The sequence below is a fragment of the Streptomyces sp. NPDC055287 genome (assembly GCF_053646035.1).
The window spans coordinates 8,823-23,270 of record NZ_JBSHNE010000059.1; the positions used below are offsets into that span (position 1 = coordinate 8,823).

At 70.9% G+C, this 14,448-nt stretch carries 8 protein-coding genes; 3 read left to right on the top strand and 5 right to left on the bottom strand.

Annotated elements, in window-relative coordinates; all coding sequences use genetic code 11:
* Window positions 1-53: 53 nt before the first annotated feature.
* From ACWIHY_RS37105 to ACWIHY_RS37115, 3 genes are all read right to left on the bottom strand, one after another.
* Window positions 54-1,082, bottom strand: a complete 1,029-nt coding sequence (locus ACWIHY_RS37105) for an aspartate-semialdehyde dehydrogenase (RefSeq protein WP_454380958.1) — start codon at window positions 1,080-1,082, stop codon at window positions 54-56.
* A gap of 141 nt (window positions 1,083-1,223) precedes the next feature.
* The gene (locus tag ACWIHY_RS37110; RefSeq protein WP_454380960.1) at window positions 1,224-3,317 is read right to left on the bottom strand and encodes a TerD family protein; all 2,094 of its coding nucleotides are present in this window, start codon (window positions 3,315-3,317) and stop codon (window positions 1,224-1,226) included.
* A gap of 168 nt (window positions 3,318-3,485) precedes the next feature.
* Entirely contained in the window at window positions 3,486-6,779 is a 3,294-nt protein-coding gene (locus ACWIHY_RS37115; protein ID WP_454380961.1) for a S8 family serine peptidase, read from the bottom strand.
* A 231-nt stretch (window positions 6,780-7,010) separates the two neighbouring features.
* On the opposite strand from ACWIHY_RS37115, the gene ACWIHY_RS37120 reads away from it, so the two are divergent.
* Both ACWIHY_RS37120 and ACWIHY_RS37125 read left to right on the top strand, forming a co-directional pair.
* On the top strand, window positions 7,011-7,469 hold the full coding sequence (locus ACWIHY_RS37120) for an NUDIX hydrolase (protein WP_454380962.1): 459 nt from the start codon (window positions 7,011-7,013) through the stop codon (window positions 7,467-7,469).
* A gap of 261 nt (window positions 7,470-7,730) precedes the next feature.
* Window positions 7,731-9,473, top strand: a complete 1,743-nt coding sequence (locus ACWIHY_RS37125) for a TIGR03767 family metallophosphoesterase (protein WP_454380964.1) — start codon at window positions 7,731-7,733, stop codon at window positions 9,471-9,473.
* A 37-nt stretch (window positions 9,474-9,510) separates the two neighbouring features.
* Here ACWIHY_RS37125 and ACWIHY_RS37130 read toward each other — a convergent pair whose 3' ends face one another.
* Both ACWIHY_RS37130 and pepN read right to left on the bottom strand, forming a co-directional pair.
* On the bottom strand, window positions 9,511-10,557 hold the full coding sequence (locus ACWIHY_RS37130; RefSeq protein ID WP_454380965.1) for a hypothetical protein: 1,047 nt from the start codon (window positions 10,555-10,557) through the stop codon (window positions 9,511-9,513).
* 327 nt (window positions 10,558-10,884) lie between these two features.
* Window positions 10,885-13,494 carry an aminopeptidase N gene (gene pepN, locus ACWIHY_RS37135; protein WP_454380967.1) on the bottom strand — a complete coding sequence of 870 codons (2,610 nt, stop codon included), beginning with the start codon at window positions 13,492-13,494 and terminating at the stop codon, window positions 10,885-10,887.
* Between the two features lie 131 nt (window positions 13,495-13,625).
* Between pepN and ACWIHY_RS37140 the strand changes: the two genes are divergently transcribed.
* Entirely contained in the window at window positions 13,626-14,273 is a 648-nt protein-coding gene (locus ACWIHY_RS37140; protein ID WP_454380969.1) for a mycothiol-dependent nitroreductase Rv2466c family protein, read from the top strand.
* The last annotated feature ends 175 nt before the right edge of the window (window positions 14,274-14,448 follow it).

Here is a 14,448-nt window from a genome sequence, read left to right on the forward strand (position 1 = left end):
GCGGGGCTCCGAAGAGCCCCGCCCCGCCGGTCGTGGCGAACGTACCGAAAGGGTCAGGCCTTGAGCTCGGCCGCGACCAGTTCCGCGATCTGCACGGCGTTGAGCGCCGCTCCCTTGCGGAGGTTGTCGCCGGAGAGGAACAGCGCCAGGCCGTTGTCGGCGGTCTCGTCGCGGCGGATGCGGCCCACGTACGACACGTCCTTGCCGGCGGCCTGGAGCGGTGTCGGGATCTCGGACAGGGCGACACCCGGGGCGCCGGCCAGCAGCTCGGTCGCGCGCGCCACGCTCAGCGGGCGCTCGAAGCGGACGTTGACCTGGAGCGAGTGGCCGGAGAAGACCGGGACGCGCACGCAGGTGCCGGAGACCTTGAGCTCGGGGATCTCCAGGATCTTGCGGGACTCGTTACGGAGCTTCTGCTCCTCGTCGGTCTCGAAGGAGCCGTCGTCGACGATCGAGCCGGCCAGCGGCAGCACGTTGAAGGCGATGGGACGCTTGTAGACGCCCGGCTCGGGGAACTCGACGGCCTCGCCGTCGAAGGTGAGCTGGTCGGCGTGCTCGGCGACCTTGCACGTCTGGCCGTGCAGCTCGGCGACACCGGCCACACCGGAGCCGGACACGGCCTGGTAGGTGGTGGCGACCAGCGCGGTCAGCCCGGCCTCGAGGTGCAGCGGCTTGAGGACCGGCATCGCGGCCATCGTGGTGCAGTTCGGGTTGGCGATGATGCCCTTGGGGCGGGACGCCACCGCGTGCGGGTTGACCTCGGAGACGACCAGCGGAACCTCGGGGTCGCGGCGCCAGGCGGAGGAGTTGTCGATCACGACGGCGCCCTGCGAGGCGACCTTCTCGGCCAGCGCCTTCGAGGTCGCGCCACCGGCGGAGAACAGCACGATGTCGAGGCCGGAGTAGTCCGCCGTCGACGCGTCCTCGACGGTGATGTCCTTGCCCTGCCACTCGATCGTGGAGCCCGCGGAACGGGCGGAGGCGAAGAGGCGCAGCTCGTCGGCCGGGAACTTGCGCTCGGCCAGAATGCTGCGCATGACTGTGCCGACCTGACCGGTGGCTCCGACGATTCCGACCCTCACGAGGACTCCTTCGTGCGTACGAGCGTGCTGCTGGGGGCTTGACCTGGTGCTGTCCATAATGCGTATGTCCTGGGCCGCCTTGTCCAATCCATTGTCCGGCCCCTGGACCGCGTGACGGTTGTCACGGCCGTCACACGGCGGTCACCGGATCTCCAGGCTCCACGCACCACCGGTCCTGATCTGCAGGAAGCCGCTGGGGAACGTGTGCAGGCCGGGTGAGGTGGTGATCCGCCGCACGGGCTCGAGGTGCTCGTCGAGGGCCCACACGGCGGGCAGGTCCAGGAGGCCCTGGGGCTCGTGTGTGAGCAGCATCTCGGCTTCGGGCCCGGCGTTGCGTACGACGGTGTATCCCTTGCCCGAGACCTTCCGCCAGGCATCCCCCGGGGCGGCCGCGCCGAAGGCCGGAGCGCTCGCCGCCGCCACCGGCTCGATGCTCCAGCCGGTGGCGGCGGCCGCGACGACCAGGACGTAGCAGTGGCCCGCCTCCGTCACCCAGACCGGACCGACGACCGGCCGGCGCCTGCCGTAGGTTTCGGCGCACGTGGCCTTCCTGCCGTTGGCCTGGACCGTACGGGTGCCGAGCGGGTCGCTGTCGGACGTCGTGCGGCGGAGACCGAGCAGCACGGGCGGCCCGTCGTAGCGGAAAACGGTGCTGCCGGTGCCCTGGGCCGGGCCGGTGAGCGCCGGGGCCTGGTCGGCGGGGAGGAGCCGCAGAGACCAGTCGACGGCGTAGTCCAGCCGCAGCCGCATCTCGGGCTCCCCCTTCCGGAAGAGGAGGGTGCGGCCCTGCGCGCCGTTCTCGTCGCCGTGCAGGAAGCGTTCCTCGTCCTCGTACTCGTCGACGATCATGACCTGGTAGCCGGAGATCAGCCCCTCGCTCGTGATGGAGTACTCGAGTACGGCGGGGCGGCCCGGGTTCGGGTTGGCGAGGGTGACCGTGGTCGCGCCTCGACCCTGGTGGACACCGGTGACGCGGGCGACGGCCGCGTCGAAGACGGGCAGCGCGCGCGGGGTGAGCGACCAGGGGCCGTCCGCCTCGACGGTGATCACCAGCGGGCCGCTGGTGAGGGGGACGGTCTGCCGCAGCGGGCCGGTCTCGTTGACGAGGAGATCGCTGCGGTCCTTGAACTTCTCGGCGCTCGGGGCGCTGCACACGCCGAAGTAGCCGCCCTCGTCCTCGTCCCCGGCGAACTCCACGTCGAGGTCGGCCACCGGCCCGGTGTACACGACCACCTCGGGACCGAAGCCGCGCAGCCCGGTGGTCATGTCGCGGGCGACCGAGAGCGGCTGGATCATCAGCGTCCAGTTGTTGTCCGCCTCGATCTTCAGCCGCAGCGGGCGGTCGCCGCGGTTCTGGAGGAGCGCCCGGCCGCGGAAGGTGGTGATCGTGGTGTTGAACAGCAGCTCGTCGTCCTTGTTGCGGTGGTCGAGCGTCTCGACGCAGAAGTAGCCGTCCTCCTCGTGCCAGGCCTCGACGATCACCGGCCCGGGCGGGACGGTGGCGTCGACGGTGACGACGTCGTTGCCGTGTCCCCGGCGTACGAACGCGGGGAAGTCGGGGCCGAAGGCGTGGGACACGCGGTCCTGGACGGGGGCGGGTACGGCGTCCTGGACGACGGGTGCGGGCATGGCCATCGGCGCCGGTGCCTGCGTCGGCACCGCATCCTGGGGCTGGGGCTGGGGCTGGGGCTGGGGCTGCGGCGCCTCGCCCCCGTCGACCGCGATGCCGAAGTCGGTCGCGAGCCCGGCGAGCCCGGACGCGTAACCCTGCCCGACCGCACGGAACTTCCAGCCGCCGTCGCGCCGGTAGAACTCGCCGATGACGAAGGCGGTCTCGGTCGTGGCGTCGTTCACGGCGTAGAGGGTGACCGGGGCACCGCCGCCGGTCAGGACCTGGACGTACAGGCCGGGTACGGAGCCGAAGACACCGCCGTCGCAGGAACCGGCTATCAGCATCCGCTGCACCTCCGGCTCGACGCGCGGCAGGTCGATCTCCAGCCACTCGGCGAGCTGCCCGTTGCCCTCGTTGGTGCCCAGGTGCCGCACGGTGCCCGACGGGTGGTGCGGCTGGTTGTAGAAGACCAGGTCGGCGTCGCCACGTACCTTGCCGTTCGCGTCCAGCAGGAGGGCAGATGCGTCCACGGCCGGGGCCCCGGCGACGTTCTGGCGGCACACGGCCACGCGGAGAAGGTCGCTGGGCACAGGGGTGTTGGCCCCCTTGGTGATGTGCGTCATGGGGACCATGGTGACAGTGAAGATGATGTGAAGTCGATGCGCAGTTCGATTTATTGCGGGCTATTGCGGGGCGGACTCCGAGGGGCGAAAGCGGAAGGGCGGGCGCCTGTGCAGACGCCCGCCCCTCCTCCGTAACTCACCGTTCCACGAACGGTGTTACTGCCCTTGTTACGGCGTGACCTTCTCGATCTGCGCGCTGCCGGAGCCCGCGACCGTGCCGCGTGCGTTCACCAGCTGCACCTCACCGAAGAACTTGCGTCCCTCGGGAGCCGCACCGGCCACCAGCACCTCGGCCTTGACCTGCGCCGAAGCACCGTTGGCCAGCTTCACGACCTGCGCGTCGTCGACCTTGACCTGGCCGAGCGAAGGGGCGAAGTACACATCGCGGTAGTTGTACTCGGTGCCGGCGTCGCCGACCGCGTAACCCACGACCTCGATGGTGTAAGTGCCGGCGGCGGGCTTGACGAGGCTGACCGCCTCCTCCGAGTCGCCGTCCGCGGCCTGGCCGACCTCGACGCCGTCCTTCTTGACCGTCAGGTCGAGGTCGGCGGCGGTGTCCGACACTCCGCCGATGGCGACGTCGAGACGCTCGACGCCCTCACCGACGGTGACCGTGGTGGTCTGGGTCTCGCCCTTCTTGATCGAGGGACGGGCGTCCTTCGACGAGCCGAGCGAGCCGGCCTTGAGCTTGCCGTCCAGCGCGGCGAAGCCGTTGGTCACCTTCCACTCGACCGGGGCCGGCGTGCCGACCTTGGCCTCGGGGATGGTCTGCACAGCCGGGTCGAAGGCGGCGCCGAGCACCGTCACGTCCAGCTTGTACGGGTTGTCGAGCACCGGCGACGTACGGCGCGACTCGACCTCGACCTCCCAGACACCGGCCTGCGGGTCCGGGTACGAACGCAGGTCCGGGCGGCAGGTGTTGGCCGGGTTGGTGTAATTCGGGTAGCAGACGATCGACGAGGTGGAGTCGACCGGCACACCGTACGGGTGGATCCCGATGAAGCGGGTCTGGCTGTCCTTCGCGAGACCGCCGAGCGCGACCTCGAGGGACTTCGCGCCCTCGGGGACGTTGATGAAGTACGACTTGGTGCTGTTGCGCTGCACCGAGCCGGACTCCGAGACGGTGTAAGACGGCTTCACCAGGTCCTTGGACACGACCACGGTCGCGAGAATCTGCTTGTCGACGCCTTCGGTGTCCTCGTCGTCCACCTCGAGGGCGGCGCTGTGCACACCGGCGGAGCCGGGCTTGGCCTGCACCTTGACGGTGACCGGCTTGTTCAACGGCAGGTCGACGTCGCCGTCGCCCGGCAGACGGAACGTGCCGTCGTTGTACTTCCAGTCCAGCTCGTGCTCGATGGTGCGGTCCGGGCCGCTCGTACGCGTGATGGTCACGTCGTACGTCTTCTTCTGCCCGGCCTTGAGGCCGCCCTCGCGGTCGTAGAGGCCGGTGCCGAAGCCCGGCGTCTTGAGCGCGTAGTCGATCGCCGTGTCGACCGGGGCCTTGACCCCGTAGGTGTGCGAGGTCGCGCCGTCACGGATCGAGTCCCAGGCGTCCACGATGTTGATCAGGCCGGAGCCCTGCTCGTGGGCCTGAGTGCCGCTGATGCGGTCGGCGGTGCTGGTCAGCGCGGTGCGCAGCTCGACCGGCGTCAGGTCGATCTTCTTCTGCTTCGCGGCCGAGAGCAGCAGCGCGCTCGCGCCCGCCGCCTGCGGCGAGGCCATCGAGGTGCCCTGGAGCATCGAGTAGCCGGCCGGGAGCTTGTAGCCCGCCTCGGCGACCGGGCCGCCGGGCGACCAGGTCTGCGTGGTGTTGATGGCGGAGCCGGGCGCGGAGATGGTCGGCGCGAAGCCGCCGTCCTCGCGCGGGCCGCGCGAGGAGAACGGCATCATGGCGTACCGCTTCTCCACGACCGAGCCGTAGTTGGCGGCCCAGGTGTCCTTGGAGATGGACGCGCCGACCGAGATGACCTTGTCGGCCAGGGCCGGGTCACCGATGGTGTTGGTACCGGGGCCGCTGTTGCCGGCCGAGACGACCAGCTGCACGCCGTACGTGTCGATGAGACGCGTGTAGAGCTCGGCGCGCGCGTTGTTGCCGTCGTTCAGCGCGGGCAGGCCGCCGATCGACATGTTGACGATGTCGACACCGCGCTTGGTGACGAGGTCGATCATGCCCTCGGTGAGCGCGACGTTGGTGCAGCCGCCGCTCCAGGTGCAGGCGCGCGAGGAGACCAGCTTGGCGCCGGGGGCGGCGCCGTTCATCCGGCCGCCGAAGAGGCTGTTGGCGGCGGTGATGCCGGCGACGTGGGTGCCGTGCGAGCCCTCGATGACGCCGATGTTGACGTAGTCGGCCTTCGCGCCGGCCGCGTTGTAGACGACGTCCTTGCGGATCTCGGCGACGAACGGGATCTGCTCGACGACCTCGGTCGCCGGGTCGTCCTTGCCGAAGTACCGGACCTGGTGCCCGTCCTTGTACGGCTTCATCGCCTCTTCGTCGCCGAAGTCGGCGTCGTCGTCGAGGTCGACGCGGAGCGTGCCGGAGGCGGCGTCGTACAGGACGCCCCAGACGTCGGTGGTGTCACCGTCGCGGTTCAGGTCGCCCGCCATGTCGCCACCCTTGGTGGCGTCCTCGCGGAAGAGGTTGAACTTGTACTCGCCGGCCGGGGCGGACCACGTACGGGACGCGATCGTGAAGGTCGGGCCGTTCACCGCGGCCGTCATCCGGCGCCAGGTGCCGTCGCCGTCCGCGACCGGGTCGGTGGCCGTCACCCAGTCGACGATCTTGCGCTCGCCGGTGGTGGTCTTCTGGAGTGCCGGGTGACCGACATCGACGCCCGAGTCGAGGATGCCGATGGTGACCCCGCGGCCGTCGGCCTTCGGGTGGTCCTCCACGAACTCGACGGCGCCCGTCTCGTGGGACGGGTTGTACGGGTTCTTCGCGGGCGTCCGCTTCCCGGGGCCGGAGTACGTGCCCCCGGCGGCGGTGTCCGCACCCTTGGCGCGGTCACCGGCGGGCGTCGGGTCGTCCAGCAGGATCTCCTGCTTGAGGTCGATGCCGTGGACGGAGGAGAGCTTCGCGGCGGCCTTGATGGCCGCGTCCGCCTCGCCGGTGGGCAGGGTGGCCCGTACGTATCCGAGCTTGTCGTCCGTACGGCCGACCAGGCCGCCCTGTACGGAGTCGAGCTGCCGCGCGACCTGCTCGGTCGCACCGGGCGCGGTCGCGACCATCAGCGTGACGTTCTTCGTGCCGTCGGCCTCGGCCTCCGCGAGCAGCTGTGCGTCGGCGGAACCGAGCTTCGCGGCGGCGGACTTGGGCGCGGGGGCCGTGGTCCGGGGGTCGTCGGCGCCTGCCGCCAGGGCGGGGACCGGTGCGGCCGCACACAGCGCGGCGACCAGACCGGCGGCGAGCGCTATGCGGGCCGCGGGTCTGGCCCCGGGTATGGAGCCGGATGATTCGAGGGTCATGGGCTTCCCTGTGTATGTGAAAGAAGGAGTTGGTCCGAAGCCTTCCGGAGTGTCGTCCGGAATACGGTGCCGGATGACCGCTCAGCCTTGCCTAAGTGATGGTTGTTTGGGGAGAGTTGCCGGAGGCGGAATACGGTCGTGGCGTACATCCGCCACTGCGCGGTGTGCGCCACTGGGGCCGAATCGCCAGATTCCGGGCGCCCTTGCTGCGTACTCCCATAACCTCACCCAATGAACCGAGAGCTCAGGGTGGCGGCCTACGCCGTGTGCGTGCGGGAGGGGCGGGTGCTCCTCGCCCGCTGGGTGGCCCCCGACGGGGCGAAGCGGTGGACGCTGCCGGGCGGGGGCATGGACCACGGCGAGGATCCGTACGACACGGTCGTCCGCGAGGTGGAGGAGGAGACGGGTTACGCCGTCGAACCGGTCCGGCTGCTCGGCGTCGACTCGATCACCCGCCGCTACCCGCGCCGGCTCGGCGCGTTCGCCGACTTCCAGGGGCTGCGACTGGTCTACGAGGGCGAGATCACCGGCGGCGAGCTCCGCCACGAGACCACGGGATCCACGGACCTGGCGGCCTGGCACCCGCTGGAGGAGGTGTGCCGCCTCGACCACGTCGAGCTCGTCGACACGGGCATGGAGCTCTGGCGGACGAAGCCGGCGGCGGGGCGGGTGGCGTCACGGGGGAGGTGAAACGGTGATCCGCCCCTGCCCTGCCCTGCCCCTCCGGCGTTCGAGGAGCCGGGTCCGGGGCGGAGACCCAGGTGCCTGACCCCGCCCCCCGGGACCCTGCAGTGATCCCTGTTCGGTGATCGGCGTTGGGCGTTGCGGGGCCGTTAACGCGCAGGCCATCCCCGGTGTCAACCATCCAGTGGGGCAAGGGGTTCCGCCGGCTCCCACCTGCGGTCCACCCCCTGCCCGGCCGATGCGACCGCACCCCGGGGAGACCGCGCCATGTCACGCCTACGCTCCGCAGCCGAAGCCGCCCTCGACCGCCGTTCCTTCCTCGCCGCGACCGGAGCGGTCGGCATCTCGGCCGGCATCGGGCTCGCGCTCCGCCCGGACCACGGCGCCCAGGCCGGCACCGTCGCCGCTCCGGGGCCGGCCGGCGCACCCGCCGCACCCGCCGCCCACTCCGCCCCGGGAACAGCACCGGCCGCCGCCCCGGCCCGCTTCCCCGCCCCGCCCTGGACCGGAACGACCCTCCGCACCGTCGCCACCCCGCGCCGCTCCGCCTCCGGCTACCGGCGGCTCGGTGCGGGCCCCGGCTGGAAGCGCGTCGTACGGACCCAGCTCGCCTCCGCCCGGTCCGGACGCGCGGAGCGGCGTACCGCCCTCGCCTCGTTCGTACAGCTCACCGACCTCCACCTCACCGACGTACAGCACCCCGTCCGTACGGAGTACCTGCGCGCCCAGGCGGCCGGTGCCTGGCGCCCGCAGGAGGCGCTCACCGTGCACGGCGCGATCGCGCTCGTCGAGCGTGTCAACGCGCTGCGCGGCGGCCCCGTCACCGGCGCGGACTTCGGCTTCGTGATGACGACCGGCGACAACACGGACAACAACTGCAAGGCCGAACTCGGCTGGTTCCTGCGCACCATGAGCGGCGGCCGCATCACCCCCAACACCGGGGACCCCGCCCGCTACGAAGGCGTCCAGAACTCCGGCCTGCCCCTGTACTGGCACCCCGACGCCGCACTGCGCGACGCCGACAAGAAGCTCGGCTTCCCGCGCCTGGAGGGCTACCTCGCCGCCGCGCTGCGCCCGGTGAACAGTCCCGGCCTGCGCGTCCCCTGGTACTCCACCGTCGGCAACCACGACGACCTGCCGAGCGGCTGCTTCGCCAACGGCGACGCGTCCGGCTACCTCGCCGACTTCGCGGTCGGTGGCCGGAAACTGCTGTCTCTCCCGGTGAACGACGCGAAGGCGCTCGAAGCCGTACTCAAGAAGGGCAACGACCCGCGCGGCAGCTACTTCACCGACCTCCTGCGCCGCGAGACCCGCCGCATGCGCTCCGTCACGCCCGACCCGGCCCGGGCCCCCTTCACCCCGCGCGAGTACGTCGAGGCGCACCTCGACCCGGCGTACGCGGGCGCGGGCCCGGCAGGCCACGGCTATACGCGTGAGAACGCGGACACCGGCGACCTCTTCTACTCCTTCCGGATCTCCGACGGTGTGCTCGGCATCAGCCTCGACACGACCGACCGGGGCGGCCACTTCGCGGGCTCGATCGGCAGAACCCAACTGGACTGGCTGAAGCGCACGCTGCTCGCCCACCGGGACGACCACGTCATCGTTTTCAGCCACCACAACAGCTGGACGTTCGACGACGGCGGTGGCGAGAGGCTTCTCGCTCTCCTGAAGCAGAACCGCAACGTCATCGCCTGGATCAACGGACACAGTCACCGCAACGAGATCCTCGCCCACGGCAGCTTCTGGGAGATCTCCACTGCCTCGCACGTCGAGTTCCCCCAGCTCGCCCGGATCATCGAGCTGACCGACAACCACGACGGCACGCTCTCCCTCTTCACGACCCTGATCGAATCCGCCGCCCCGCACCGCACGGACTACACCGACCTGTCCCAGACGGGCCTGGCGGCGCTCTACCGCGAGCTGTCCCTCAACGCGCCGGGCGCCCGGCAGACCCTGGCGGGCCCGGCGGACGCCCGGAACACGGAACTCCTGGTGAAGAAGCGCTGAGTCGCCGACGCCTCCAGGAGCGCCGGCGCCGCGACCGTCAGCGCGGGAGCACCACCACATAGGCGGACGGATCCCGGTCGGTGGACGCCATCAGGGCCGTCCGTACGACGGTCGCCTGCTGGTCCACCGATTCGCGCAGCTTCTTCGGCGTGATGTGTACGACGGTGATGCCCAGCCGCTCCAGGTGCTCGCGCTTGCGGGCGTACTCCGACCACAGGGCGTCCTCGTCCTGCCGGGGCGCGCGCGTGTCCAGCTCCACGGCCACGGCCTGGTCGGGCCAGAAGATGTCGACGCCGCCCAGGTGGGGGCCGCCGGGCAGCCGCAGATCGACGTTCCACAGCGGGTCGGGCAGTCCGTGATCGCGGACCATCCTGTACAGCCGGTCCTCGGCAATGGCGCGCCCTTCGGCGAGCAGCGAGTCGACGGCGTCGACGACATGCGGTCGCGACAGCAGCCGCGCGAGCGTCAACTCCTTGACCACGGCGGCCGGTTCGCAGTGCGAGCCGCGCACGGCCTCGGTCATCAGCCGGCGTACGGCATCGGCGTCGTTGAGCTGCGCCACGGCGTCGGCGAGTGCGCGGGCCACGGGGGCGACGGGCAGGCCGTCGATGTGCCGGACCTGAGGCATCGCGTGCACCCGGACCAGCCGCGCGCACCCGGTGGACCGGAGCCGCCTGGTGCGCGGCACCAGCACGTCGATCCGGTCGAGGGAGAGCAGCGAGGGAGCGGAGGAGAAGCGGTGCAGGGCGAGCGCGGCCAGCCCGGTGATCACGACATCGCCGTACGAGGCCGCCTCGTCCTCCGCCCTGCCCTGAGCCGGCACCGGCACGCCCCCGGTGGACGCGATGGGCCGCCCCGCGTACAGCAGGGCGGCGTGCAGCCGCTCCTCACCGGTGGGCGGGCCGGGGTGCAGGACGTAGACGCCGGGCAGGAACTGCTGCCAGGGGCCACCCGGGCGGCACTGCGCGGAGGCCTGGGCGGCGGAGACACCGTGCGCACGCAACTGTGCGGCGGACAGCACGCGCCGCTGGGCGTCGGTGAGGTGGCTGAGGGGGCGGGGGGAGACCGGGGTGTTGTGGTTCATGTCCCGGGGTTTCCCGCCTGCCCCCTGTCCCCTAACCGCTGTTACACACCCGTCGACAATCCAGGACAACCCCGCACTAAAGTACGGCCGTTCGATTGCCGAAACCCCTCCCGCCGAACGGGCGAACACTCCAGGCCACGGGCGTTGATGTCTGTTGCCGGGCCCGGCCACGGGCGTCGGGTGTCAGCCCCCGGGTCAGTCACGGGCGTGGCCGGGCCTGTGCCGGCCGGGGGCTGGAGGTGCCGGCCCTGCGGCCGGCCCGTCCGGCGCTCGAGGAGACGTCCTGCGGGCGTCCGGCGGGCCTGGGGGCGGCTTGCCCTCAACCGCTCACACCGCCGCAGCCCGATCGCACGCCTGCCCCCGCAGCGCCCGCGCCAAGTCGTCCCGCGCCTCCAGCACGAGCCGCCGCAGCGCCGGAGCCGCGTCCGCGTGGCCGCTCAGCCACGCGTCCGTCGCGTCGAGCGTGGCCTGGTCGTCCTGGAGCCCGGGGAACAGCCCCGACACCACGTCCATGCCGATCTGGATGGACCGCTCGGCCCACACCCGCTCGATCGCCGCGAAGTACTTCTCGGCGTACGGAGCGATCAGCTCCCGCTGCCCCGGCTGCGCGAATCCGTCGATCGTCGCCACGACCAGCGCGTTCGACAGCGAGTCGGACTCCACGACCGCTGCCCAGGCCTGCGCCTTGACCGCAGCAGAAGGGCGCGAGGCGAGGCACCGTACCTGGTGCCGCTTCCCGGACGCCGTGTCGTCCCGCGCCAGCTCCGCGTCGATCACCTGCTCGTCCGCGACGCCGTGCGACGCGAGCGGGCCGAGGAAGGCCCAGCGCAGTTCCTGGTCCACCTCCAAGCCGTCGATCCTGGCCGTACCCTCCAGCAGTCCCTGGAGCAGCTGGAAGTCCGACTCCCGGCAGGCCGTCGCCGCGAAGAACCGTGCCCACGTCAGCTGGTGCTCGCTGCCCGGCTCCGCGAGCCGCAACTCGCGCAGAGCGCCCTCCGCGAGCGATTCACCGCCCCGCGAGCGCCACTCGGGCGCCGCGTAGTGCGTCAGCGCGGAGCGCGTCCACGCGTGGAGCATCTGGAGCACCCCGATGTCGGTCTCGCGCCCCGCGAACCTCAGCACGAGGTCCACGAAGTCCCGCGCCGGCATCAGTGCGTCGCGCGTGAGGTTCCACAGCGCGGACCAGCACAGCGCCCGCGCCAGCGGGTCACTCACCTCACCGAGGTGGGCACGCAGAGTGGCCAGCGACTCCGCGTCGAAGCGGATCTTGCAGTACGTCAGGTCGTCGTCGTTGACGAGCACCAGATCCGGCTTCTCGCTGCCCGCGAGTTCCGCCACGACCGTACGCGGCCCCGCGACATCCACCTCGGCCCGGGCGTACCGCACCAGCGCGCCACCGGCTTCCTCGCGCCGGTAGAGCCCGACGGCGACCCGGTGCGGCCGCAGCTCGGGATGGGACGCGGCGCTCTCCTGGAACACCGCGAGCTCTGTGATCCGCCCCGCCGCGTCGTAGGTCACCTGCGGCGTGAGCGAGTTGACCCCGGCCGTCTGGAGCCATGCCCGCGACCAGGACGCCAGGTCCCGGCCCGAGGTCTCCTCCAGCACCGCCAGCAGGTGCTCGAGCCGGGTGTTCCCGTACGCGTGGCGCTTGAAGTAGCGCCGGGCGCCCTCCATGAAGGCGTCCTTGCCGACGTACGCGACGAGCTGCTTCAGTACAGACGCACCCTTGGCGTACGTGATCCCGTCGAAGTTGAGCTTCGCGTCCTCCAGGTCACGGATGTCGGCCGTGATCGGATGCGTCGAGGGAAGCTGATCGGCCCGGTACGCCCATGCCTTCCGGTTGTTGGCGAAGGTGATCCACCCATTGCTGAAGCGGGTGGCCTCGACCATCGAGTACGACCCCATGAAGTCGGCGAAGGACTCCTTCAGCCACAGGTCGTCCCACCACTGCATGGTGACGAGGTCCCCGAACCACATGTGCGCCATCTCGTGGAGGATGACGTTCGCCCGCCGCTCGTACGACGCCCGAGTCACGTTCCCGCGGAAGATGTACTCCTCGCGGAAGGTCACGCAGCCGGGGTTCTCCATGGCGCCGATGTTGTACTCCGGCACGAAGGCCTGGTCGTACTTTCCGAAGGGGTAGGGGAAGTCGAAGTGGTCGTGGAAGAAGTCGAGCCCCTGCTTCGTGACGGTGAAGATGTCGTCCGCGTCGAAGTGCCGGGCGAGGCCCTTGCGGCACATCGCGCCGAGCGGGATCTCGAGCTCCGTGCCGTCGCCGAGGGTCCGCCGGTAGAGATCGCTCTCGTAGTGGTACGGACCGGCGACGAAGGCGGTGATGTAGGTGGAGATCGGCTTGGTCCCGGCGAAGCGCCAGACTCCTTCGTCCGTCACCTCTCCGACCCCGTTGCTCCACACGGTCCACCCGTCGGGAGCGGTCACCTCGAACCGGAAGGGTGCCTTCAGATCGGGCTGCTCGAAGTTGGCGAAGACGCGGCGCGCGTCGGCCGGCTCGTACTGCGTGTAGAGGTAGACCTCGCCGTCCTCGGGGTCGACGAAGCGGTGCATGCCCTCGCCGGTGCGGCTGTACGCGCACTGGGCGTCCACCACCAGGACGTTCTCGTCGCGCAGCCCGGCGAGCGCGACACGCCTGCCGTCGAAGACGGCGGCGGGGTCCAGCGACTCGCCGTTCAGTGTGACGGCTGTCACCGACGGCGCCAGCAGGTCGACGAAGGTGCCGGCACCGGGCTGTGCGCACCGGAAGCGAAGGGTGGTGACGGAGCGGAACGTGCGGGGCCCTTCCCCGCCGGCCCCACCATCCGCGCTGTCCTCTACGTCCTCCACCGCTGATCGCAGGTCGAGGGCTACTTCGTACCCGTCGACGGACAGCAGCTCGGCCCGCTCACGGGCCTCGTCGCGGGACAGATTCTCACCGGGCACGGGCACTCCTTCGTGTCTCGTTCGAACTTCCTGATCCTCGCACGCGGCACTGAGGGGGGAGAGCCGGGAATGCCTCCGGTGACCTGTGGTGTTGCCTCGGTCAGGTTGCGACCGCGCGATGGAGGAGAGACATGTCGGAGAGCTCCGAGAACGGCAAGACGACCGCGGACTTCTGGTTCGACCCGCTGTGCCCGTGGGCGTGGATGACGTCCCGCTGGATGCTGGAGGTCCAGAAGGTCCGTGACGTGGAGGTCCGCTGGCACGTCATGAGCCTCGCCGTACTGAACGAGGACAAGCTCGACCAGCTGCCGGAGCAGTACCGTGAGCTGCTCGGCCCCAAGGGCTGGCGGCCGGTGCGTGTGGTGACGGCGGCCCAGCAGCTGCACGGCGACGAGGTCGTCGGCAAGCTCTACACGGCGCTCGGAACGCGGTTCCACAACAAGGGTGAGGGCGCGACCCTGGAGGCGATAGCGGGCGCGCTGGAGGACGTGGATCTTCCGGCCGACCTGATCGAGTACGCCGACAAGGACACGTACGACGCCGAGGTGCGCGCGTCGCACAAGGTGGGCATAGACAAGGTCGGTCAGGAGGTGGGCACGCCGGTCATCTCGGTCCCGGGCGCGAACGGCGACGAGGTGGCCTTCTTCGGCCCGGTGGTCACGCCGGCCCCGAAGGGCGAAGAAGCGGCGCGCCTGTGGGACGGCACGCTGATGGTGGCGTCGATCCCCGGCTTCTACGAGATCAAGCGCACACGCACGCAGGGCCCGATCTTCGACTGAGGGCTGCGGGGGTGGGGCTGCGGGGGTGGGGAGGGGTGGGGAGGGGTGGGGCTTGGCGGGGGTAACCACTGGTTGTTTACGGGGGTTTCGGGTCGTCCCTGGGCGCTTGAGTGTCGGTGGGCCGGGGTGGCGCGTCAAGGGCGCTCCTGCGTCGCGTCGCTGCGCGATGGGCCTG